The following is a 23,209-nucleotide window of genomic DNA, read 5'->3' on the forward strand; positions in this document are numbered from 1 at the left end:
AACCCGCTGACCGCCCCCGATCTCGGGCTCGCGGATACGGCCAATCGGGCGCTGGAGTCCGCCAATCTCTATCGAGGCGCGGCCAGGGATCTTGCCGAGAGCGCCCGCGCGCCACTTGAAAGCTGGCAAGCGCTGCGAGATGCGGTGCGCGGCAGCGATGAAGGTGCGGCTGATGCGCTGACCGAGACGGCTGGTGCCGCCGACAGGTTGGAGACCGCCCTTGGGAATGCCGGACGCGCGGCGACCGACGCGGGAGCTGCCGCCGGGGCGGCTGCGGCTGCGGCCAAACCCGACGCAGAGGCAGCGGTCACCGGCTGGCAGGCGGTGACCGCTGCGCTCTCGGACTATGCCAGCAAGGCGCGCGATATCGGCGGCGACATTGGCCAGAGCCTGGTCGGCGCTTTCCAATCGGCCGAGAATGCCATCGGCGAGTTCGTAAAGACCGGCAAACTGGACTTCCGCGGTCTGGTCACATCCTTGCTGGCCGATCTCGCCAAGCTGGCGGCGCGGCGGTTCATCCTCGGACCCATCGCCAATGCGCTTTCCGGCGCGCTGGGGGGTGCGGGTGGGATCTTCGCGAATGTCCTGCATGCAGGCGGCATGGTTGGGTCCGCGGGGCCCTCGCGGATGGTCCCGGCCATGGCGTTCGCCAACGCTCCCCGGATGCATTCCGGCGGCGTTGCCGGCCTACGGCATGACGAGGTGCCGGCAATCCTGCAGCGCGGTGAGCGGGTGCTGTCGCGCAGTGAGACACAGAGCTACAGCGCAGGCGGCGGCGTCACTATCACCATCATGACCCGTGACGCCGAAAGCTTCCGACAATCCCGCACCCAGGTCGCTGCGGATATTGCCCGGGCCGTGTCGCTCGGGCGGAGGGGCATGTAGTGGCGTTTCACGAGATCCGGTTTCCCGACAACATCAGTCGTGGCGCGCGTGGCGGGCCAGAGCGGCGTACTCAGATCGTCGAACTGGCCTCGGGCGACGAGGAACGCAACGCCAGCTGGGCGAACTCGCGCCGCCGCTACGACGTGGCCTACGGCATCCGCCGCGGGGATGATCTCGCGGCGGTCGTTGCCTTCTTCGAGGCGCGCAACGGACGGCTGCACGGCTTCCGCTTCAAGGACTGGGGCGATTTCAAATCCTGCCTGCCTTCAGGCATGCCAACGCCCAATGACCAGGTCATTGGCTCTGGCGATGGCAGCGCAACCGCGTTCCAACTGGTCAAACGCTATGTTTCCGGTGCGCAGACATGGACGCGCGCAATTTCCAAGCCAGTCGCGGGCAGTCTGCGCATCGGTTTCGACGGCACCGAACAGGCCAGCGGCTGGTCGGTCGACACAACGACAGGTGGCGTCACCTTCGGCACTGCGCCGGGCTCTGGAGTCGCCCTCACCGCAGGCTTCGAATTCGACGTGCCCGTCCGCTTCGACACGGACGTGCTCGATGTGACGCACGACCTCGAGCGACTGGGCTCGATCACCTCCATCCCTCTCCTGGAGATCCGACGATGAACGACACCGGCAGCTTCATGGCGGCTGTCCTGCGCGAACTTGCGGCCTCGACCGCCGTGATCCTGGCCGCCTGGGGCGCGCTTGGCGGCGCGACCAATGCGCTGACCACAAAGATGCGGCTGCGCGATGCTCTCCGGCACATTCTGCTCGGCGGCTTGATCGCTGCCGGGATGGGCAGCCTCTCCATGGCGCTGGTGACCAGCTGGCTGGATCTGCCGCCCGAGGCCATCCCGGCCGGGGGCGCCGCAGGATCCGCCGCCTATCTCGTCGGCGTCTTTGGCCCGGCCTTCATTGAAGTCATCCTCGCGCGGCTGCGCGCCGCGACAGGAGGCAACGGCGATGGGGGCAACAATGAGTGAGCTCCTCCGCCTTGCGCGGTTCCTCCGCTGCGTGCCTGTCGATGCCCGGCAGACCTTCATTCACCGCCTGCGCATCGGCCTGGCCGTCGCAGCGCTGATCCTGATCCTTTCTCAACTGGGATAAATCCATGCAGATGACAGACCGGGGCCTGCTGGCCCTCACCCGGCACGAGGGTATCGTGCCGGGACCCTACCTTGATGTCGTAAACGTCTGGACCTTCGGCGTCGGCCATACGGCTGCGGCCGGTCCCCCCGATCCGGCCAAGATGCCCCGTGGCATGCCAGCAGACCTTGAAGCCGGACTCCGCGAGGCGTTCCAGATCTTCCGCGCGGATCTGGCACGTTACGAGGCTGACGTCCGGCGCGCGGTGAAGGTGCCCCTCGCCCCGCATGAGTTCGATGCGCTGGTCTCGTTTCACTACAATACCGGCGGCATCGCCCGTGCCATGCTGACGCAGCATCTGAATGCGGGCAACCGGGCTGCGACAGCCAGCGCCTTCCTGAACTGGCGCAAGCCCGCCGCGATCATCCCGCGCAGGGAAGCCGAACGCGACCTCTTCCGGGATGGCCGCTATCCGGCTGGGTCGATCCCGGTCTGGTCGGTCGACAGACACGGTCGGGTGGATTTCTCCCGTCCAATCCGACGGCTGACCGAGACCGAGGCGCTGGCGCTCTTGCGCCCAGAACGGGCGGTTTCTTCAGAGTCCAAACCCGCCGCGCCATCGGCATCGGCATCGGCATCGGCATCCAAAGATAAGCCCAACTGGCTCACCCGCCTGATGCGTTTCTTCTCAACCCTGAAGCAGAAGGCCTGACCCATGCGCTACATCCGACCCAACTCCCTGACCTGGTGGGCGGGGGTACTCGCTGTCCTGACCGGCGTTGCCGCCGCGGCACTCCCCGCCACCGGCGCCTTCAGCGAGCTCGCCCGGCTTGTCGCTCTGATGGCGGGCTCAGGCGATGCCTCCCCGGCCGGGCTGATCTTTCTGGGTCTCGGCCTGATCGGCCTGCGCGATCGGATCGAACGGGGGTTCCGAGGGGATGGCTGACCTGGTCACGGGTCTGATGGCCCTCGCCACCCTGATTGCGGGTCTGGCCATACTGCTCTGGCGAGCAAAAGGCCGGGGCGTCGCCGAAGAACAAACACGTCAGGCGCTGCGGGACCGCGACGACGCAGAAGCAACCAAACGGAGGATGAAAGATGCAACGGCTGATCTGGGCAGTGATCCCAATGTGCTGCGCGACTGGCTGCGCACCCGTGGCCGTGAGTGAACCCGCGCTTTGTGCTGGACTGGCGCGCGCCGTGACAACCCACGCCGCAGCGCTCGCTGATGACGGTGGACCGCGCTCGGTCACAACCGGCGCGCGTCTGATCCGCCTGATCGATGCCGGTTGCGGGTGGCCGCAATGAAGTCCCTCGACCCGACGTTTCAGGCCCATCTCGACGAGGGAACAACCACACTCTGCTGGTGCTGGCGCATCCTGCGCGCCGATGGCATGAGCCTTGGCTTTACCGATCATGATCTGGCACTCGACTTTGACGGCACCGGCTTTGAGCCCGAAAGCGGGCTGACAGCCTCCGAGATCCGTTCAGGCACTGACCTCTCCGTAGATGCTCAGGACGCCGAAGGCGTGCTGAGTTCCGACAGGATCACCGAGATCGATATCCTCGACGGGCGCTGGGACAATGCAGAGGTCGAGGTCTGGCGGGTGAACTGGGTTGACCCGGGCCAGCGGGCCCTGTTGCGGCGCGGCGCCATCGGCCAGATCCGGCGCGGACGGCTGGCCTTTGTGGCCGAAGTGCGCTCGCTTGCCCATGTGCTGGGCCAGACGGTGGGACGGACGTTTCAGGCGAGTTGCGATGCAGCGCTTGGGGATTTCCGCTGTGGCGTCGGTCTCGAAGACCCCGCCTTCAAGGGAACCGGTTCTGTCGTGACCATCTTGCGAGACCGAGCTGTTCGCGTCTCCGGTCTGACAGGATTTGCCGCTGGCTGGTTTGCGCATGGCACCCTCGAATGGACCAGCGGTGCCAATGCGGGACGGATCGCGGAGGTGCTGGGCCATGACGCCACGGACGGAATCGCAATCCTAACCCTGCTCGAAGCACCGGTGCGCGAGATCGCCGAGAGCGACGCCATCACCATCCGCGCGGGTTGCGACAAGCGGATCGAGACCTGCGGGGCGAAGTTTGCCAACACCGCCAATTTCCGCGGTTTCCCACACATCCCCGGTCAGGATGCTGTGCTCCGCTACGCGACGAAAGATGGCGGGCATGAGGGAGCCGTGCTGTGAACGTCGTTTCCAGCGGAAACGACGCGCGGCAGTGCATCGCATCGCGATGCATGAGAGCAAGCACCGATCCCCAACGCGTCATCGCCGTGGCCCGTTCCTGGCTGGGCACGCCCTATCACGATCAGGCCAGCCTGCGCGGCGTCGGCTGCGACTGCCTCGGCCTAGCCCGCGGCATCTGGCGGGAGATCGTCGGCCAGGAGCCGTTTCAGATCCCACCTTATAGCCGGGACTGGGGCGAGACAGGGCCTCGAGAGGTCCTAGCCGAGGGCGCGCGGCGCATGATGATCGAGGTTCCGCGTGCCGAAGCTGGACCCAGTGCGCTGGTCCTGTTCCGCATGACCCCGCGCGCCATCGCAAAACACGTCGGGATCCTGACCGGGCCCGACACGTTCCTCCACGCCTATGAGCGCCTCGGCGTCATCGAGGAGCCGCTGACACCCACCTGGCGGCGGCGCATCGCCTTTGCCTTCCTCTTTCCGGATCGGACCTGACTTATGGCCACGCTTGTTCTCGGAGCCGTTGGCTCGGCCATTGGCGGCAGCATTGGCGGGGCAATCTTCGGGGTCAGCGCCGCTACGATCGGCGGTTTTGTCGGCTCGACCCTCGGCTCGGCGGTCGACAGCTGGATCGTCTCCTCGCTCACCCCGGCCCAGAGGATCGAAGGCGCGCGGCTGGACACGTTGCGCATCACCTCCTCGACCGAGGGCGCGGTCATCCCGCGGCTTTACGGGCGCATGCGCATCGGTGGCAATATCATCTGGGCCACGGATTTCCGCGAGCGCAAGAAGACCTCCACCCAAGGTGGCGGCAAGGGCGGTGGTGGACCCAAGGTCAAGACCACCGAGTATCTCTACTATGCTTCCTTTGCCGTTGCCCTCTGCGAAGGTCCCATCACCGGCATTGGCCGCATCTGGGCCGACGGCAAGCTCCTGGATACCTCCGGCCTGACCTGGCGCTGGTATCCCGGTGACGAGATCCAGACGGCAGATCCCTTCATCACTGCGACTATGGGGGCCGAGAACACACCGGCCTATCGCGGCACCGCCTATGTCTTGTTCGAGGACCTACCGCTGGCAAACTTCGGCAACCGCCTGCCGCAACTGTCCTTCGAGGTCTTCCGCCCCCTTGGCGGCGAGGACAGCGCAGAGAGCCTGATCCGGGCCGTCACGCTGATCCCCTCGGCGGGAGAATTCGTCTACGCCACCACGCCGATCCGCAAGGGAGCGCTCGGCACAACCCGGTCCGAGAATGTCCATGCCCGGGCCGACGCCTCGGATCTCACCGTCGCGCTGGACCAGTTGCAGGCAGCCTTGCCCAATCTGGAAAGCGTCAGCCTGGTCATTGCCTGGTTCGGGGACGATCTGCGGGCGGGGTATTGCAATATCCGGCCTTGTGTCGAGACCGGGGAGAAGACCACCACCCCGCAGGCCTGGCGGGTGAACGGGCTGGACCGCGCCAATGCCCCGCTTGTCAGCCGCGATGCGCAGGACCGCCCGGTCTTTGGCGGCACGCCGGCGGATTTCTCCGTTGTCGAGGCAATCCGCGAGATCAAGGCGCGCGGCTGGCGCGTCACCTTCTATCCTTTCCTGCTGATGGATGTGCCATCGGGCAACACGCTGCCGACCCCCTATTCCGACGACGCATCCGCCATCGGCCAGCCCGCGCTTCCCTGGCGCGGCCGGATCACCTGTGCACCTGCGGCCGGGTTTGCTGGAACGGTCGACCTGACCGCAGCGGCGGCCGCCCAGGTCGCGGCCCTGTTCGGCGCGGCCATGCCATCGGATTTCACCGTATCGGGCGAGGATGTCGCCTGGACCGGCAGCGCAGACTGGGGGCTGCGTCGCATGATCCTGCACTATGCAAATCTCTGCGCCGCCGCAGGCGGGGTCGATGCCTTCCTCATCGGCTCCGAGATGCGTGGGCTGACCACCATCCGCGCAGAGAACGACACCTTCCCGGCGGTGCAGGCTTTCCGGGATCTGGCGGCCGACGTGCGCGGCGTTCTCGGATCCACTTCCCGCATCAGCTATGCCGCCGATTGGTCAGAGTATTTCGGCCATCATGTCACCGAGGCAGGGGACACAGCGTCCAGCGATTTCTCCGGCATCACTCTCAGCACCCCGATCCTGGCCGGTGACTACAAGGTATATGTCCCCCAACTGGTGCCGGACTTCACCTCCGGCTGGCGGCTGCATGTCTATTCCGGCGGCCCATCCATCGATCTCGCCGACCTGTCGCTTGGCAGCAGCCTTTCGCAGACCGGACGTGACTCCAAGGCAATCTATTACGCCATTCACGATCTCTGGATCGGCGATGTCCCCCTCGGCACCGAACTGACCTACACCGACATCATGACCATCCAGCAGGGCAGTTCCATCGGTCCCTGCAATGACATCCTCACCCTTTACGGTCTCACCCAGGCCAAGATCGACAGCGTCTTACCGGACGGGCTGCGCATGGCAAGCTTTGCAAGTGTGATCGCCTCACGCAACCTCATTGAATCCGATCCCGGAGATCACCCCCGGTCTTTGAGCTACACGCGCACGGATGCAAACGTCGTCGGCTTGCGGATCGTGCTTCAACTGGAAGAGCCCTATTACTCGGGCAATTTCGACAAACTGGTCAGCTACAGCGCGCCCGTGCTGCCGCTGGCCAGCTCCGAGCCGGTCACAAGCGTCTTTTTTCATCTCGACCCGCTCTGGGCCGATCCAGAGATCGATTTTATCGGCATCGACAATTACATGCCGCTCTCCGATTGGCGTGACGGGTCGGCCCATCTGGACGCAGGCAATGGCTGGCCGTCGATCTACGATCGCGCCTATCTGCACGCCAATATCGAAGGTGGTGAAGGGTTCGACTGGTTTTATGCCTCGGGTGCCGACCGGACAGGCCAGATCCGCACGCCTGTCGAGGACGGCTCTGAAGGCAAGCCCTGGGTGTTTCGGTATAAGGACCTGAACGCCTGGTGGTCAAATCTGCATTTTGACCGACCCGGTGGGGTGGAAAGTGCCTCACCCACAGCCTGGATCCCGCAATCCAAACCCATCGTCTTCACCGAATGCGGCTGCCCCGCCATCGACCGGGGCACCAATCAGCCCAACGTCTTCTTCGATCCCAAATCCTCGGAAAGTGCCGCGCCTTACTTCTCGCGCGGTTGGCGCGACGATGCGATCCAGCGGGCGTATTACGAAGCCCTTCTGACCTATTGGGGGGAAGCCGCAAACAACCCGGTGTCCACAATCTACAGCGCACCGATGATCGATCTGCCTGATTGCGCCGCCTGGACCTGGGACGCGCGGCCCTATCCGCATTTCCCCGCACTCACCGAGATCTGGACCGATGGGCCAAACTGGCAGCGAGGCCATTGGTTGACCGGGCGGATGGGCGGCGGGTCGCTGGCCGCCCTGGTCCGGGACCTCTGTCTGCGCGCCGGCCTTCCGGAGGCGCGCATCGACACGACCGGTCTGACAGGCTCTGTCGAGGGCTACATCCTCACCGCACTGGAATCGCCGCGGGCCTCGATTTCCACGCTGGCGCGACATTTCGGCTTCGATGCGGTCGAGAGCGAAGGGCAGATCAGGTTCCTCATGCGCGGCCGCGGCGCCGTTGTCAGTCTGACCCACGACGATCTTGTTGCCCCGCGCGAGGGTGACATTCTGGAACTGGTCCGCGCGCAGGAAACCGAACTGCCCCAGGCGCTGAAGTGGCAGGTCACCCGCGCGGACGGCGACTATGACACCGCGCAGGTCGAGGCCCGGCGCATCATCGTGGACTCGACCCGCGTCACCTCCGAGGCCTTCCCCATTGCAGTTCCGCCCGAAGAGGCCGAACGCCGCTGCCAACGCGCCCTGATGGAAGCCTGGACCGCCCGAGAAAGCGCGACCTTCCGACTGCCACCGTCGCGGCTGGCCCTCGATCCCGCCGATGTGGTCACGCTGGCGCATGACGGCCGGCAGATGCCGCTGCGGCTTGTCTCCATCGCCGATTCAGACGCCCGGGGCATCGAAGCCCTGCGCCAGGATCTGGAAAGCCTCGAAGTTCCGCCCGGCGAGGCGAGGCCAACATCCCCGAGCCCAGTCGCGGTCTTCGGTGCGCCAGAGGTCACCTTGCTCGATCTGCCGCAGTTGAGCGAAGATCAGCCTGCGCACCGGCCATTTGTGGCAGCTTTTGCCGATCCCTGGCCGGGCGATATGGCGGTGTTCCGCAGCCCCTCAATGGACAGCTTTGAAGTGCTGACGACATTTGGCAGTACCGCCAGGATCGGCGCGCTGGTCTCGGATTTTCATGCAGGCCCCACATCCCGCTTCGATCTCGGCAATGCGCTGGAAGTAGATCTGCTCTCCGGCACGCTGGAGGGCGTCAGCGACTTGACCCTGTTTGGCGGGGCCAATGCACTGGCAGTGGAAACTGCGCCGGGCGTTTGGGAGATCCTGCAGGCAGGTGCGGCTGAATTGATCGCACCGGGCCGGTATCGCCTGACCCGCCTTCTGCGCGGGCAGCGCGGAACCGAAGGCGCACTGGGAACCCCGGCGCTCGCGGGCGCACGGGTGGTGGTGCTGGACGAGACACTGGCCGAACTTCCAATCGCCGAGGGGGACCTCCGGCTTCCGTGGAACTGGCGTATCGGCCCCGCGAGCCGCCCGGTCAGTGATGACAGTTACATCGGCACCCCCTTCACGCCTGCGGGGGTTGGGCTTCGGCCCTTCTCGGTCACCCATGTCGAGCAGCCATGGCGCAAGCCCCGTGTGGCCGGCGCTCTGACCCTTCGTTGGACACGGCGGTCCCGCGCCTTGTCCGCCGACAGCTGGGGCGCAGTCGAGGTGCCGCTGGTGGAAGAGGTCGAAGCCTATGCACTCGAGATTCTTGATGGCGCATCCATCAAGCGCACGCTGACCACCGCCACGACCAGTGCCGTCTACACCGCGGCCGAGCAGATCACTGATTGGGGCGCACTGCTCGGCCCCGGCGATACGCTGACAATCCGCCTCTTCCAGCTCTCAGCCCTCCTCGGGCGGGGCGCCGAGAAAACCATCCCCCTCAACTTCTGAGAACGCCCATGTCCGATACCACGACCAACCTGGCTCTGCCTTACATCCTGGCCGCGCAGGCCCAGAAGCATGTCACGCACAATGAGGCGCTCCGGATCCTCGACGGGCTTGTCCAGCTCTCCGTTCTCGACCGCGATCTGGCCGCACCGCCAGCCAGCCCCGCCGATGGCGACCGCTATATTGCCCCCTCCGGTGCCACCGGCGATTGGTCCGGCTGGGATCTGAACGTCGCGCTCTGGACCGACGGGGTCTGGCTGCGCCTGCCGCCGCGCAGCGGCTGGCGCGCTTGGGTCGAGGACGAGGGGTTGCTGCTGGTTTGGGACGGATCGATATGGTCGGACATTCTGCCGTCAGAGTTGCAGAACCTTGACATGCTTGGGATCCGGGCCGCGGCCGACACGACAAACCGGCTTTCGGTCTCGGCCCCGGCCATTTTGCTCAGCCATGAAGGCGCCGGTCATCAGGTGAAGATCAACAAGGCCGCTGCGGGCAATACCGCATCGCTGCTTTACCAGACCGGGTTTTCCGGCCGGGCAGAGATGGGGCTGGCAGGATCAGATGATTTTGCCATCAAGGTCAGCCCGGATGGCAGCGCCTGGCTGGACGCCCTTGTCGTCAACCGCACAAGCGGCAGTGTGACCGGCGAGGCCGTCCAATCCGACGCGCTGGACGCAACCGCCGGGCGGCTCTTGCGTGTCGGTGGCTTCGGACTTGGCCTGGACGCAGGGCCCAATGTCGCGGATCTGGATACGCATGGTCTGGCCGGGTTCTTCTTTGGTTACGGCGGGGCCTCGGTGACGCCGCCGACAGGGGACAACCCGTTTCCCACCCTGAACGGCGCCTACGGGTTGATCACCGGCAATGGCACTTTGGGCGATGACAGCGGCTACCTGTGGCAGATCGCCGTGCAATACGGCACGCTTTCTCCCCAACTCAAATTCCGCAACAAGGCAGGTGTCACCTGGGATGCCTGGCAGACCGTGGTTGCGACGGACAATATCCTGGGCTCCGTCAGCCAGGCGGGTGGCGTGCCCACGGGAGCCATCATCGAACGCGGCAGCAACGCCAACGGCGACTACACCCGCTTTGCCGACGGCACGCAGATCTGCACGCGCCAGGGCCTCGTCGCCACCTTCGTTGACGCGGAACACTGCGCGGCAACCTGGACTTGCCCGGCGGCCTTCGCCGCGCCGCCCACAGCAGTCACGCTCACCCTCGACGGCGGCGCCTGGGGGGCGAGTGGTCCGGCCAGCGGTGTCGGGCGCGGGGATGTGCAACCGGTGGCAGGCATCAACACAAACACGGCGCTCTCAGCGGAGGTCTGGGCCTCTGGCAGCGCGGTTTTTGTCTCCGGCGATACGGTCCCTTTGCTGGGCGTCGCTTTTGGCCGCTGGTTCTGAGGAGGAGCTTTCCATGAACATCACTCTTGTGCCGCAAAGGCGGGACACACCGCTGGTCGCGGTCAAATCCGGCGATGTGCTTTGGCTCAACGGCGAGGCCTTTGATTTTGGCCCACTGCAGGACGGCGATGCGTTGCCCGCGGATGCCATCGCGTCGGACCTCTTCGCGGGGCCGGTGACGCGCATCACTGGGATCCTGCAAATCTCCCTTGTCCTGCCCATCGGCGCGCATGCGCCTGAGGAGGCGAGGTTTCCGGTGCCGCTTGTGGACGTGCCGGATGGTGAGATTGCTCTGCCAAACTTCGAGGTGATTGCGGGTATTGATGAGGAGGCTTTGTGATGGCCAATATTGATTTCTCAAAGGTGCAGACGACCGAAGCGCGGACGGCCCGCAAACATAAGGACCGTCGTGTTGCGCTAAAAGCCGAAGCCAGACGCCGCATCGCAGCGGTCTTTGACGACCGCACCCAGATGAACCTGGTCGGGGCGGCAATCGCAGGAGATCTCTCGCGCGCCGAGATGGTGGTGTTCCGTGCCTCTCGGCGATGGATCGCCGAAACGCTCGCGGCGTCGCGTGCCGCGGCATCGTCCGGTGCCGATCCGGAGTGGCCAGACGCCCCAACCGGACTCGCAGAACTGGTCGCCAGGTTTTGACAGACGCACGGGCCGCAAATCGCACGTCCTGAAGGTGCCGCGGTGGGGGACCGTGTTCTCGGCCTCAACCCACTGGGAAACGCCGGGCCGGAGGAATGGCCTGGAAGCACCGCATGCCTCGACAGCCCGCCGCACATCCGGCCCGCCGGTTCCAGTTAACTGTGTCAAAAAGCGGTGGATCGAGTCCGATCCATGCCTGAAGTGTACCCCAACCTTTGCGGAAAGTCTTTTCCGGAAAGGGGCAACTTGTTGCACCCAAACTGCTGCTGCTACTGAACCTGCCAATCCCCGACAAGCTTCAGTTGATTACTCACCATCAGGCTCCCTCACGCACGTAAGTCACATAAAAACCCTTGATCGTCCGGTGATCCTGCAGCCGGTCTCCAAGAGAAAACCCATCTTTTCTGATGGGCGCCTGGAAAATGTCCAGCCCACGATCAAGGACGATCTTCCAGCCTGTGTCGGTGGTTATATCGCGCGCATGGCCGGTACCGGTACCGTCGAAGACCCAAGTGAACTCAATACCGGTGCCTGCACAGGCGTCAGCTATGGAGTCGAGAAGCTCGCGCTGCTTGGCCACGTTGCCGTCATCTGGCCCTGTTACCAGATGAATACTGACCTGGTCTTCTGGCGGCTTGCGCTGGATGACCATTTCGACAAATTCCATCATATTCTTGATCTGGTAGAAGTAGCGGACATAAGGGTCGGTCACTACGATCTTGGATGCACCGACGATGTAGGGGCCAAATACCCTGTCGTAGCTGATACCTCTGCGGTTTTCAGCGAAAACATGATGTCCTTCAGCGAGCGCTGCTACTTTCGGTTTGGGGCGGCTGTTTTCGGCAGCAACGGATGCCTCATGGAGGGTCGAGTCCTCAGTCTGGTTGTCTTCGTTCTCTTCACCCTGTTCCTGTTCCTTCGGATCCAGCGCCGGTTTCAGATGATAGAATTGCGGATATTCTTCTTCTTCTACCGTGGTCACACGCCGCTTTTCGCCATCAGAGCCGGTGTAGTAGAAATCCACCTCAGGATAGGTCGCATCGATACGTGCCAATTGGTCCTTTACGCGCTTTCGGCTTTCAATTGCCAGGCGCAACAGCTCTTCGACATCCTCTGCGGTCTCGCCACCGTTCGGGAAGATCAACTTCAAGAACCCGGACATCGTTTTGTAAATGGCGTCACGATCGCGGGTCGATATCTTCTCACTGATCTTGAAATACTGGTCAGGTCGATGTGAGAAATCCTCCGAGCGCAGATGGCGCAGAATTTCCGCCAAATAATCCACGATAAAGCCATAGCCCTTGGTGAACATCTCGCCCCGGATGACGTCGACTTCCCAACCAGGAAGGTAGGAATGCAGACGGTCGATGAAAGCTGAGTCATGGAACTGTGACGGCAGCGCCTCGAAGAGATCACTGTTTTTCAGCATGAAGGGCACGTTGTGGTCGGTATTGCCGACAAAGGCAAAGCTGGCCTCGGCCCCCATGGGATTGACCCCGCGCGAGAAGGTCTTGTTGGCCATGTAATTTTTCATGATGTCAACGAGGGCCTTGTTGGCCTTCTTTTCCCGTCCCGCAAACTCGTCGAAAGCAACGACATCCCAATACCCCACCAGACCAATCCGGCCGTTGGAATTGTTGACAAAGAGCTTTGGGATCGAGACCTCGCCGCCGGAGATCAGCTGCCCGTGCGGTGAGAACTCCGAATAAATATGAGACTTGCCGGTGCCTTTGGGGCCCAGTTCGATGATGTTGTAGTTGCGCTCGACGAAGGGGATGAGGCGCATGAGCTGCAGCAGCTTGGCGCGCCGACCAAATGCCTCCGGATTGAAGCCAATGCTCTGCATCAGAAGGTCAATCCAATCATCGGTGTCAAAGTTCGACCGGGCTACGCGAAAAGCTTCGTAATCGACCTTGGCGATCTGGATTGGTTTGATTGTCTCAAGGATCCACGGTGAAGTCCGGGCGTCTTCGGCAAACTCATACTGGACGTCAGCGATGCACCAAACGCCGGTCACCAGCAGCTTTGGATGGGCCTTGATGGTGCCGCTGTCGACAGCCACCTTCTTGATCCCAAGGTTGTCAAAGGTTGCCTCGTAGCTGTCGGTTTTTTCGTTCAGCGACACGCTGATCTGGTCAATAACCTTGTAACGGCCCTTTTCCTTGATTGTAGACTGGATCAGCCCCGCCTCACTCCGGTGGACATAATGCTTGCGCAGGATTTCCTTGACGGTCTCGATCCCCGTACCGATCGAGGCCTCATCGTCGGTGGCACAATACTGGCCCAAGAGGTACTCGAGCACATAAGTTGGAACGATCGCATTGCCTTTGACGGCCTTGACCAGGTCTTTACGCACCACGAAGCCCGCGAAATGTTCGTTGATCCTGTCGTCGAGATCACTCATGGGCCCGCTCCTCAAAAGTCAAAATCGGTTGTAATGCCACGTTTAAGCTGGAAGCGATGGCTGGTGTAATCCTGATAGTGGCTGGTCTTTCCGACGCGCTCGCGCAGCTTCAGGAAAACGTCCTGATTGTTGAACTTGTCCGTGTCACGCGACAGCAGGAATTTCCGAGGCATTTCGCGTTCGCGCGCACTTTCGGACGCGAAGTCAAACTGCAGGACGTGTTCGTCAGAGATCAGGTTGCCATCAGCTGCGTAAATCCCCGCGATCAATTCCCTGGCCTGCATCTTTTCGGACACCGGTTGTGCTTGGTAGAAGACGACTGCAGTCTGCCCCGATGTGATCTGGCTTCGCCCGGAGACGATAATCTGCACCTCAACCTGGTTCACATCCGCATCGCGCTGCTTGCCAACGCGGATCACCGGGATGACGATCTCCTGTAGGGACGCCCCGCCGTGGACAAAGCGGCTGCCTGCGCCCTTCACCCTCAGACGATTTATCGAATTTGGGATCAAGACATCCAGGTCACCCGCCAGACCGAGGTTGGCAGAGCTGAACTTCTTCATGCCTGCAGTCGTGGCCAGTCCCCGACCGATCACGAAACGACGGTTTCGCATGAGGATTTCATCGCCTTGGGGATCTGCGATGGCAAAGTCGCTCTCGCCGAGGGCCCGATGCTGGTAGAGAAATCCGTGATCTGCCGTGATCAAGATGTTCGAAAAGTTCGCCGAAGTAAGCTTTCGGACCAGTTTCGTGAGGTCCTCGATCGCATCTTCCGTGGCCTTTGGCAGTTGGTCTTCCGTCTGCAGCTTGTCGCCAATTGCGTCGATATGGTTGTGGTAGATGTAAATCACGTCGTTGTCTCGGAAGAGCTCCTTGCCTTCGTCGACCCGCATGTTCTTAACATCTTCGGCTTTCAAGGCCTTGGCACGGTCCCCGGCGCGGCCAGTTGAGAGCAGCTTTTCGCGAGCGGTCAGGCCTTGGGTGCTTTCGCCACCTGACAACACCGCACCGCTGCCTTCTGTGGAAAGTGTCAGCGCCTTGTTTGGCAAGAGGGCGGCCATGCCGAGCTGGGTGTAACTCGGCAAGGCACTGATCATGGGTTTCAGTTCAGCGTCAAACCGGTTCAATGCGCGAATGCGGCGCAGGCATTCCTCCGCGACCTCAAATCGGAGGGCATCCGACACAATGACCGCGACCTTCTGGTCCTTGCGGCGGAACTCAGCAGCCTGCTCTGTGTAGAAGGCGCTTTGGCGCGGATAGCCAGGGATTGCCCAATCCGTCATGCCGCTCACCTGGTCCTGCCAAGCATCGTTCAACTTCAGCAGGAAGCTATTGGTGTATCGGTTTTCCACTGCGTCATAGAGCTCTGCCAGCAAAGAGGCATGCCCACTTTTCTGCATGTGGTAGATGAACTTGCGGTAAAGCTGATCGAGCTTGTACCAGCTGGTCACATACCGCTTAACGCCCTCGGCTGGGCTGGTCATGCCCAGATTGGCCTCGGCGAGCGCCTGCTGGAACTCGGTGGCAAACCCCATCGCTTGGTAGATATCCTCATAAGTGGAGTACCAATGGCTCTGGCGACGTTCACGCACCCACTTCAGAACCTCGGATGCACTGACGGTCTGGGTCGACATCGCGTGGACCATCTGGCGGATGATGTGTCGGTCGATCTCTTCAAAATGGTCGACCGGCATCAACATCCGGAAATCGCGCTGGGACAGATCTTCAAGTATCTTCAGCAGGCCCTGATACCGCGTGGCCAGCGTCTCGAATGCCGCCTCCCAGTGACGGTTGTTCTTCCAGCGCCTGAACACCAGCAGCGCCTCGGCATTCAGCTTGCCATCCTCGCCCAAAGCCCGGAAATAGGCCGACTGGAAAAGGGCAATGGCGAAGTCCTCGAAATCTGGTTCGGATGGCTGATAGCCATAGGCATTGCCGACCTGCTTCCAGAAAACTTCGGTCAGCCCTGCGCGTGTCATCAATCGCATTGCGTCATCGCGGCCCTCCGCCAGATCCCCCAGCAGCGCCTCGATCACCGTATCCAGGCCGCCTTCGGCACCCGCGCAGACGGCCAACATCCGCAGGCGGACCTGCGATTGGGTATCCGACGCCTGCAACAGCCGCTTCAGCTCGGCCACGCGGGCTTTGGAGCGGTAGAACTCCAAATGCTCGCGCACGACGCTCTCGAACTGTGGCGGCAGGCCCAGTTCGCCCAACCAGATTCCGGCCTGATCCGCCTTGAACACGGCGGTGGCCAGCTGCAAGTCCAGCAACCAGTTCTCGGCATTGGGAGGCTCGGGCCCGTCACCAAACACCAGAAACCGCGCCTTGGGGTCCTGCCGTATCATTCGGTGCTTCAGGCCGAACTCGTTGTTGGCGATTTCGACCTTGGTCACACCGGGCAGATCCACGGCGTCAAACTCACCGCGCATGTCGCGGGCAGTGTCGTACCAAAAGACGATCCGGTGATCGTCAAAGAGCCGCCGCAGGCTGGCCGTGATGCGATCCGTCATCAGCTGACCCCGACGATCTTCTTCAACGCGGCGCCGAACTTCGGGTAGTTCGCCTTCACCCCATCATCCAGATCGATCTCGATCTTGGCCTGCGCCAGCGGGAAGACCACCTCGCGCTCCCATTCGTTCAGCTCGTCGATCTGCTTGACCACCACGGCCACGTCCTTCAGCGCCTTGGTGCGCTGGCTCTGGCTGGCGCTGGGGTCGTCGGACAGTTTTTCGAGCCGCCCGCGTTCGGCTTCCAGCTTGCTGATGAACTCGCGCAGATAGTCGTTGAGGATGACCGACACGGTGTCGGCCCGGTAGCGGTGCATGTAGATCAGGGCGTTGAACGTGCCCTTGGGGCTGGAGAACATCCAATAGATCGGGCGCTTCTTGTAGCGCTTCACATGGTCGGTATAGAAATCGCGTGTGAAATACTTGCGGATGTCCTTGCCAAGCGCGTCTTCGATATAGCGCAGGTTCTCGCGGAAATGCGCCTCGCCGAAGGTGGTGCGCAGGAGCAGGCGGAAGCGGTCTGTGATGTCGTCGGGGAACCAGTCGGCGTCGAGCACGGGGATGACGTTGTCTTCGTCCGGCATGAATTGCGGTTCGGGGATGCGGGCGAGGTAGTCTGCCAGCGTCTCGCCCTGATTGGCGAGGATCAGGCTGGGGGTGTCGAGGCTGTAGCGGCCGAACATGCAGCCGACGGCGTAGGAGAGGAACTCGGCCATGGTATCGGCGCGCAGGCGGGCCTCGTTCGCCGCTGCGTCGTTCTTGATGCCATAGCGATAGGCGGGGTTGCAGGTGAGGGTGATCTCGTTCAGCGGCACGTCGGGGGTCAGCTCGTCTTGCAGGCCATAGGCGTCGATGAAGATGCGGTTGTTCTCTTCCTCTAACGTAAGCATCTCGTCCGTCATGCCCTGCCAATGGGTGCGCAGGGTGGTGTAGGTGCCCTCAAGCGTGTCGGCGCGATGGTCGGGTTGGTGCAGCGGAAGCGTGGTGAAATCCCATGAGGTTTCGTAGGCGTCCCAGTCGGATTTGGCGAGTTGGACAGTCTGCACTTCTTGAACTGCCAGATCGGCGAAAGCTTCAGGTTTAGCAAAGGGGACACGAGCCAAATCGCCTACTTGGAAGGTGGAAGTCGGGTTCACGCATCGCATAAACTGAGGCATTAGGCTGCTACAAAGAAGGCTTAGGACAGGGCTCAAATTATCTGGTTGATGGGGAACACCGGATGATCCCTTTACGTCAAAGAGGAAGCCTTTAGGAGAAAAGCGCGCCGCGAATGAACTTGTTGATATATCAGACCAAGTTGCGCATTCGAGGAACATTTTATCCAAGTTCTGAATATAGCGTGACCAGTGTTTTCCCTTGTTTCGATAGGTTGCGAAGTCCTTAACTTCTTGACCATCGTTTTGCCAATTGATGATGTGGCTTTGGTTCCCATACCATTTTCTGTGACCGCCACCTTTGTTGTAGGGAAACCATTTTTCATCGCGAGTCGCAGCATCTTTGATGCTCGATGCGTCAAAGCAGATTTCCTCTGAACCGACCTCAAACCATTGTTTTAGAAAACGGTCATTGTCACCTGTGTTAAGTCCGACCGCTGGTTTGAAAACATCTTTAATGGCATCCAGATTACTGAAACATGATCTGAAATTATCAGAAATCCAATGCGCGATAGGCTGACCTTCAACAGCTTCGAAAGTCGTTGAGCTGGCGTGATTTATCGCTACTTCACCTGTAACTGCGAGTCTCAGTTGCTCAAACTTAGCAGCCTCGGAGCGGCCGTCGCGAAGATCAATGAAAGAGCCTTCGTATTCGCGCGATCCTTCTCGACAAAGAACGAACGCTGTCGTTGATACCACTTCTCCTCCAATTGAATCAAAAGCACCCGAACCGAGGTGCGCCATGGACCTAATGGGAAGAGTAGCGACGACCTTTTCTCTGAGCTTTTGATGTCGGGACAAGAACATCCAGCTCTGCATCGTAATCATGCTGATGAAGCCATTGCGGCGCGACAATTCAGCTGATCTTTCGATGAACATAGCAAAAAGGTCTGATTTTGAATCTGGGTAACTTTCCTTTGCGAATGCATCAAGTTTCGCATTCATCCCTTTCCCGCCCATATACGGTGGGTTGGCCACCACCACATGATACTTCGGCGACAGCGCCTCGGCCATGCGCAGCACGGCCACCACGCGCGCCTGCACGTCCTTCAACAGGAGATCGCCGCCGAAATCCCGCGCCTCCACCACCCGCAACGCCTCTGCCGGGTCGCGCAGTTTTGGCACGATCAGCGAGCCGAAGTTCTTGGCCTGCTCGAACTGTCCCAGCGTCTCGCGCAGCGCGTCCGTAAACAGATCCTTGCCCACCACGGCGGCCACGTCCTGCATCTCGGCATCCGTAAAACTCACGTTCTGCAACACGCAGATGTCGGGCTTTGCCTCCATCCGCAGGAACCGCCGCCGCCCCAGCTTGGCCGCCGCCTTCATCGCCAGCGCAAAGGCCGCCAGCGCGCCCGCGCGGTCGTCAATCTCCATCCCTGTGAGGTTGTGCGTCAGGATCAGCGCGGGGATCTCGGCCGCGTCATAGCCCTCTTCCTCGTAGATGGCGTAGAGCAGGTCAAAGGCATATGTCAGCATGTGCCCTGAGCCTGCGGCGGGATCGCAGATGCGGATATCTTCGGGGCGGGAGATGCGCAGAAAGTCCGTCTCGGGTTCTTCCGGCGCGATGTAGTAGTCCATCCGCTCGGCCAGACGGCTTTGGGGCCGGTTCAGCAGCCAGAGCCGCCCCAGCGAGTTCTCCACCAGGTAGCGGACGATCCAGTGCGGGGTGAAAAGCTGCGTCGCGGCGGGGATGTTCTCGGCCGTGATCTTCTGGTTCTTCTTGAGGCCCGCAAAGACCTGATCCTTCTTCTCGGAGATATAGAACTGGTAGAGCCAGCCGATGATCTCGACGTCCTGACAGGCCTCCTCGGTCATGACCTTGCGCAACTCAGCCAGAATGGAGGTCTGCGAGAGCAGATCCTCGGGCATCAGCAGCTCGGTGTAATCGTCGATCTGCTCGAAGAGGAACGGCATCGGCCCGTGCCACTGGTTGCAGGTGCGGACCAGCAGTTGGCGGTAAGCCTCGGCCTGCGGATCGGACGATGGGGTGCGGCCGTCCAGAAGCGCGGCGATGCCCGGCGGCGCGCCCTCGGGCAGGTTGCCCGCCATCGCCTCGGCCAGAAGCTCGGGCCTTGTCGCGCCATCAGCGGGGGAGACGATGCGCGTGTTGGTGTAACCGTTGGCATCCATGAAGCGCAGCGCAGTGAACCGGTTGAACCAGGTATAGGCGACCTGTTCGATGACCTGCCGCTTGCCGTCCTTGCGGATCGCAGATTCCAGTTCCTTGATCGCCTTGGTGTGTTCGCGTCGCGCCGGGCTGCCCTCGGCCAGGACCATGTCAATCTTCGAGGTCACCTGATCGATCAGCAGGTTGCGGGCGGCCTGGGCGAATTTCTTGAGCGCGTTGGTATCCATCAGACGATCACTTTCTTGCCCGCGCGGATTTCGACCAGCAGGGTCTGTTTCATTTGCTCGACGTATTGCTCAACATCGGCCTCTTCGGTGAGGAATTGTTTCGTGAAGACCACCTTGAGCTCCGAAGCGTTGACGTAGGTGGGCGTGACTGGCTGGATCGGTCGTTCGCTCATGCCCGGGATCGGCTGCATTGGGGTTGTCGGCTTGCCCAACCGTTCGACCTCGGCCAGAGTGCGCGGGAGCAGGTCCAGCCTCGCCCCATTGGCACGATCGCGCAGGATCGGGATCATCTTGACCCCATCCAGACCCGTCTTGTGGCTGTCGATACTGCGTTTGATACGCTCTTGGTCGTCTTGGGCCAGCGCCTGGAACTCGGGTGTTTGGGCAACCTTGTCGGCGCATTCGTTCACTGCCGCAATAACGGCCTTTCGTTCCTCCAGCACTGTCAGTTCCACCCGGTCCTTGAGCGTGTAAAGATCGGATTTCAGGGATTGGATTGCGGTGCCCTTGTAGCAGGCAGGATCGGCCAGCGCCTTGGAAATCGCATCGCCCGCAGCAGCATCAACATAAGAAATATTGGCCTCCTGATCGCGCAGGAACTCGCGTGCGTCGTCATAGATTTCCTTCTGCGCGCCGCCCATGAAACTGCGGACCTTGTCCAGCACCTCTTCTTTGGCATCCAGAAGGTCGTCTTCCTGCTGGGGGGGCTCAGTTATGTACCAGGTGGCTGGTTTGCCGACCAAGGCAGCGATCCTGGTGGCCAAAGGCTCAAGCGCGGCCAGGAACGGATATTGGAATTTCTGCGCCGTAAGTCGGGTCAGCTCATCTGCCAGAAGCTTGGTGCTGTCGGCCCATTCGGCGCCAATCGTTCTGGCATCGGTCCCATCCGAGGGAAGATCGAACAGTTCCTTGTAGAGCTCTTTCGCCTTTCGGATCTGGGCCGAGGTGAACTCGGTCTGCGGCGTCAGGAGGATATTGGCCAGCGCATGGCTGTTGTTCAGATTACGCGCCAGATCGGCTCGCTCCAGAACAGTGCCATCGGAGCGCGCTTCAAGTTTGCCTTTACCGGACAAGCTGGCTGCCAGACAAAGCACAGCGGTCGTTGGCCAGCCATAGGGTTTTCCACCGAAACGCTCGGTCAGGTATTTGACCGAAACCTTCACGCCGTTTCTGGCTTGGCCCTGGACGTAGTTCAGCACATCCTGCTCAGCTTCGGTCAGACCTTCGCCGTTGTTGCCGAAAAGACCGCTTTCCGGGGAGGCCGCCTTGATGATGTCGGCCTCGACGTAACTGACCCCGCGCAACATCGGGAGGTTCACATGGACCTTGTCGACCAGCCCCTGAAATCCTTTGACGATCCGTTCCTGCGGTTCTTCACCTCCGATATCCAACTCATCACCACGGACAAACATACGTGCGTCGGCCACCAGCTTGCGCAGGCGCAGTTCGAGGTCCTTGTAGCGACGGCTGTTCTGATCGCCTTTTTCGGCTACGATCCGATCCCGACCGGGCTGCTGAGATCCAGCACGCGCCTGGCGAATGAACTTGTCCGTCTGCTTGAAGAGCGTCAGGTCCCGGATGAATCTCACGTCGGGCTGGAGCACGACCGCCAGTTCTTCGCGGCTCATGTTGCGCATACGAACCGCTTCCGGCGCTGCTACATCATCGTTGAACGGGCTGATCACATTGATCGCCAGTTCATACTCGCGGCCCAATAGGTGGTCATCGAGCTTGCGACTGAAACTATACTCATGGCCCGTGGTCATATGCTTTATCTTGCGGTGGCGCAGGATCGTGTCAAAGGCCAGCGCTTCCATTTCCTTGGAAAGTTCAGACGGATCGACATCGAGCCCTTTGATTTCGGCTTCGACGTCCTTTTCCTCATTGGTCAGGAACTCGTAGACCTCTCCGTTGCGCTGGATGAGCGTGTTGCGCTCCAGAAACGACAGCGCTTCCTCGATCTTGCGCCTCTGCTTGGCTTGATCGGTGTCGAACTCTGACAGTAAAAGCACGCTGATGTTACGCACCGTCGGCTTAAATTCCTTGACGTATTTGACCAGGAACAGCGCCTTCAAAACCCGGACGGCAAAGGGGTCGATGTCCTGAATTTCCTTTTCGGCGATCTGGATCGATTGCTGAGCTGCAGATTTGAGGGCGGTCCGGATGCCTTCGAACATAAGATCAAAGGTAGCGAGCCCGCCAACCGGCTGATCAGCCAACTTCTTGGCCACCTCTTGAAACACGCCCAGCATGGAACGTTCCCCAATCGAGCTGTGCTTGCCCTCAAAGGCATTGTGTTGCGATAGCGACGTGATCGCCATCTGGAACAGCATGTATTGGTAGGGAGGGAACGGATAGCTGGACACAAACTGCTCGCGGCCATCGAAATTCTTCAGCTTGATCGAGCCGTCGGTGAAGTCGAACAAAGTCTTGAGGTTGTTTTCTTCGCGGTCGTGCAAATTGCCCAAGGTAATCTGTCCGGCATCGGTCTTCGACAGCAAGCGTCGCTGTATCACCTCGGCCACGTCCGCAGAGTTCAGTGGCATTTTGACTCCAAAGCGCGCCATGATTTTCGAGAAATCCTGAGACTGAAACGCCTTCCCGTCTCCGATGATCGCTTCCATGTCTTGCTGTGAGGTTACGATGACCCATGCCTGACCTTTGCACTTCGTGTTGAGGCTTTCGGCAATCGTCTGCAAGTTGGTCATCAGCTTAACGTTTTCAGCGATGTACTGGCCGACCTCGTCCACGAAGAAGTTCAGGCGAAACTTGGAACCCTGTGTGTCGATCCAAGCCTTTACCTTGTTGGCAAAATCCTCGATCGAAACCCGTGTGTCACTGCGATACTGACCAAGAATATCCTGGGCGTCGGACGGATCGCCGTCCGTAACCGAGGCAAAGGCAGCAGCGATGTTTCTGCGCTCCAACGCGGCTTGTTCGCGTCCCCGCTCCCAAGGTTTGCCCGCCGCTGCTTTATAAGCCGACGCGAAGGCCGCAAGCTGGCCGCGCTCATCAAGATCTCGTTCAAATTGAGCGATGTGCGGCAGCTTGCCATAGTAGCCGCAAGCCTCATCAAAGACCTTCTGGAAAACTGACAGCAGAGCATCGACGTCCGTCTTGGAGATGACGTCTGCCTTCTGGTCGATGTTGAACAGGATCGATTTCGAGGGAACTGAAATCGCTTTGCGCAAGGCGCCGGCCAGCATAGGGTCATCGGTCAGTTTTTCGGCAAAGATATCAAATGCGCGCACTCCATCGACTTCGCGATTTTCCATCAACAGCGCGAGCATTTTCAGCAGATGCGATTTGCCCGACCCGAAAAACCCGGAAATCCAAACGCCATTGGCGGTATCGTAATTGTTGTAAGCCTCAAGGAAGGTCTCCAGGCGCCGACCGATCTCGTCTGTGATGACATACTCGTCGAGCTCGATCCGCAGGCTTGCTTCATCGTCGGCCTTGATCACGCCATCGATCGGGCGGTCAACGGGCTTGGCGAAAATTGTTCTCAGAGCAGTGGTCATC

Annotated in this window: 17 protein-coding genes; 13 read left to right on the top strand and 4 right to left on the bottom strand. The window is 61.1% G+C overall.

From position 1 onward, the window contains the following. The 13 genes from CHB90_RS20385 to CHB90_RS20450 form a co-directional block, all read left to right on the top strand. A partial coding sequence (locus CHB90_RS20385; RefSeq protein ID WP_281256123.1) for a phage tail tape measure C-terminal domain-containing protein occupies positions 1–885 on the top strand: 885 nt, incomplete at its 5' end. After that, complete coding sequence (locus CHB90_RS20390; RefSeq protein WP_089279683.1) at positions 885–1,511, top strand: DUF2460 domain-containing protein; 627 nt, start codon at positions 885–887, stop codon at positions 1,509–1,511. The genes CHB90_RS20385 and CHB90_RS20390, both read left to right, overlap by 1 nt. Continuing rightward, positions 1,508–1,870 carry a hypothetical protein gene (locus CHB90_RS20395; protein ID WP_089279684.1) on the top strand — a complete coding sequence of 121 codons (363 nt, stop codon included), beginning with the start codon at positions 1,508–1,510 and terminating at the stop codon, positions 1,868–1,870. Before CHB90_RS20390 ends, CHB90_RS20395 begins: the two co-directional genes overlap by 4 nt. Beyond that, positions 1,863–1,994 (top strand): hypothetical protein, encoded by a 132-nt coding sequence (locus tag CHB90_RS27360; RefSeq protein ID WP_281256124.1) that lies wholly within the window; start codon positions 1,863–1,865, stop codon positions 1,992–1,994. The genes CHB90_RS20395 and CHB90_RS27360 overlap by 8 nt, the downstream gene beginning before the upstream one ends. A 4-nt stretch (positions 1,995–1,998) precedes the next feature. Then, positions 1,999–2,685: a lysozyme gene (locus CHB90_RS20400; RefSeq protein ID WP_089279685.1), complete on the top strand. Its 687-nt coding sequence runs from the start codon at positions 1,999–2,001 to the stop codon at positions 2,683–2,685. Positions 2,686–2,688: 3 nt separating this feature from the next. Beyond that, positions 2,689–2,919, top strand: a complete 231-nt coding sequence (locus CHB90_RS20405; protein ID WP_089279686.1) for a hypothetical protein — start codon at positions 2,689–2,691, stop codon at positions 2,917–2,919. Then, complete coding sequence (locus tag CHB90_RS20410) at positions 2,912–3,142, top strand: hypothetical protein (RefSeq protein ID WP_089279687.1); 231 nt, start codon at positions 2,912–2,914, stop codon at positions 3,140–3,142. Before CHB90_RS20405 ends, CHB90_RS20410 begins: the two co-directional genes overlap by 8 nt. Before the next feature lie 135 nt (positions 3,143–3,277). Beyond that, complete coding sequence (locus CHB90_RS20415) at positions 3,278–4,162, top strand: DUF2163 domain-containing protein (RefSeq protein ID WP_089279688.1); 885 nt, start codon at positions 3,278–3,280, stop codon at positions 4,160–4,162. A gap of 50 nt (positions 4,163–4,212) precedes the next feature. Continuing rightward, complete coding sequence (locus CHB90_RS20420) at positions 4,213–4,653, top strand: NlpC/P60 family protein (protein ID WP_089279689.1); 441 nt, start codon at positions 4,213–4,215, stop codon at positions 4,651–4,653. 3 nt (positions 4,654–4,656) lie between these two features. Continuing rightward, positions 4,657–9,210 carry a baseplate multidomain protein megatron gene (locus CHB90_RS27080; protein WP_245823315.1) on the top strand — a complete coding sequence of 1,518 codons (4,554 nt, stop codon included), beginning with the start codon at positions 4,657–4,659 and terminating at the stop codon, positions 9,208–9,210. An 8-nt stretch (positions 9,211–9,218) separates the two neighbouring features. Beyond that, positions 9,219–10,610 carry a DUF2793 domain-containing protein gene (locus tag CHB90_RS27085; RefSeq protein ID WP_245823316.1) on the top strand — a complete coding sequence of 464 codons (1,392 nt, stop codon included), beginning with the start codon at positions 9,219–9,221 and terminating at the stop codon, positions 10,608–10,610. Between the two features lie 13 nt (positions 10,611–10,623). Next, positions 10,624–10,950 (top strand): hypothetical protein, encoded by a 327-nt coding sequence (locus CHB90_RS20445; protein WP_089279690.1) that lies wholly within the window; start codon positions 10,624–10,626, stop codon positions 10,948–10,950. Continuing rightward, positions 10,950–11,264: a hypothetical protein gene (locus tag CHB90_RS20450; RefSeq protein WP_089279691.1), complete on the top strand. Its 315-nt coding sequence runs from the start codon at positions 10,950–10,952 to the stop codon at positions 11,262–11,264. Before CHB90_RS20445 ends, CHB90_RS20450 begins: the two co-directional genes overlap by 1 nt. 316 nt (positions 11,265–11,580) lie before the next feature. Here the strand turns inward: CHB90_RS20450 and brxL are convergent, their stop codons facing one another. Genes brxL through brxC form a run of 4 tightly spaced genes read right to left on the bottom strand, consistent with a single transcriptional unit; the run spans position 11,581 to position 23,208 of the window. Next, positions 11,581–13,668 (bottom strand): BREX system Lon protease-like protein BrxL, encoded by a 2,088-nt coding sequence (gene brxL / locus CHB90_RS20455; RefSeq protein WP_089279692.1) that lies wholly within the window; start codon positions 13,666–13,668, stop codon positions 11,581–11,583. A gap of 11 nt (positions 13,669–13,679) precedes the next feature. After that, complete coding sequence (pglZ, locus tag CHB90_RS20460) at positions 13,680–16,181, bottom strand: BREX-1 system phosphatase PglZ type A (protein WP_089279693.1); 2,502 nt, start codon at positions 16,179–16,181, stop codon at positions 13,680–13,682. Next, the gene (gene pglX, locus CHB90_RS20465) at positions 16,181–19,687 is read right to left on the bottom strand and encodes a BREX-1 system adenine-specific DNA-methyltransferase PglX (protein WP_089279694.1); all 3,507 of its coding nucleotides are present in this window, start codon (positions 19,685–19,687) and stop codon (positions 16,181–16,183) included. Before pglX ends, pglZ begins: the two co-directional genes overlap by 1 nt. Further along, positions 19,687–23,208, bottom strand: a complete 3,522-nt coding sequence (gene brxC, locus CHB90_RS20470; RefSeq protein WP_089279695.1) for a BREX system P-loop protein BrxC — start codon at positions 23,206–23,208, stop codon at positions 19,687–19,689. The genes pglX and brxC overlap by 1 nt, the downstream gene beginning before the upstream one ends. Between the last annotated feature and the right edge of the window lies 1 nt (position 23,209).

Origin of the sequence: Antarctobacter heliothermus, from assembly GCF_900188425.1 — a bacterium.
Lineage (GTDB): Bacteria > Pseudomonadota > Alphaproteobacteria > Rhodobacterales > Rhodobacteraceae > Antarctobacter > Antarctobacter heliothermus.

What these genes read in the sequence shown, in the direction of transcription:
- CHB90_RS20395 (WP_089279684.1), top strand. Translation starts at nt 1,508, where the DNA reads ATGAACGACACCGGCAGCTTCATGGCGGCTGTCCTGCGCGAACTTGCG.
- brxC (WP_089279695.1), bottom strand. Translation starts at nt 23,208, where the DNA reads ATGACCACTGCTCTGAGAACAATTTTCGCCAAGCCCGTTGACCGCCCG.
- CHB90_RS27080 (WP_245823315.1), top strand. Translation starts at nt 4,657, where the DNA reads ATGGCCACGCTTGTTCTCGGAGCCGTTGGCTCGGCCATTGGCGGCAGC.
- pglZ (WP_089279693.1), bottom strand. Translation starts at nt 16,181, where the DNA reads ATGACGGATCGCATCACGGCCAGCCTGCGGCGGCTCTTTGACGATCAC.
- CHB90_RS20405 (WP_089279686.1), top strand. Translation starts at nt 2,689, where the DNA reads ATGCGCTACATCCGACCCAACTCCCTGACCTGGTGGGCGGGGGTACTC.
- CHB90_RS20420 (WP_089279689.1), top strand. Translation starts at nt 4,213, where the DNA reads ATGAGAGCAAGCACCGATCCCCAACGCGTCATCGCCGTGGCCCGTTCC.
- CHB90_RS20415 (WP_089279688.1), top strand. Translation starts at nt 3,278, where the DNA reads ATGAAGTCCCTCGACCCGACGTTTCAGGCCCATCTCGACGAGGGAACA.
- pglX (WP_089279694.1), bottom strand. Translation starts at nt 19,687, where the DNA reads ATGGATACCAACGCGCTCAAGAAATTCGCCCAGGCCGCCCGCAACCTG.
- brxL (WP_089279692.1), bottom strand. Translation starts at nt 13,668, where the DNA reads ATGAGTGATCTCGACGACAGGATCAACGAACATTTCGCGGGCTTCGTG.
- CHB90_RS20400 (WP_089279685.1), top strand. Translation starts at nt 1,999, where the DNA reads ATGCAGATGACAGACCGGGGCCTGCTGGCCCTCACCCGGCACGAGGGT.
- CHB90_RS20410 (WP_089279687.1), top strand. Translation starts at nt 2,912, where the DNA reads ATGGCTGACCTGGTCACGGGTCTGATGGCCCTCGCCACCCTGATTGCG.
- CHB90_RS20450 (WP_089279691.1), top strand. Translation starts at nt 10,950, where the DNA reads ATGGCCAATATTGATTTCTCAAAGGTGCAGACGACCGAAGCGCGGACG.
- CHB90_RS20445 (WP_089279690.1), top strand. Translation starts at nt 10,624, where the DNA reads ATGAACATCACTCTTGTGCCGCAAAGGCGGGACACACCGCTGGTCGCG.
- CHB90_RS27085 (WP_245823316.1), top strand. Translation starts at nt 9,219, where the DNA reads ATGTCCGATACCACGACCAACCTGGCTCTGCCTTACATCCTGGCCGCG.
- CHB90_RS27360 (WP_281256124.1), top strand. Translation starts at nt 1,863, where the DNA reads ATGAGTGAGCTCCTCCGCCTTGCGCGGTTCCTCCGCTGCGTGCCTGTC.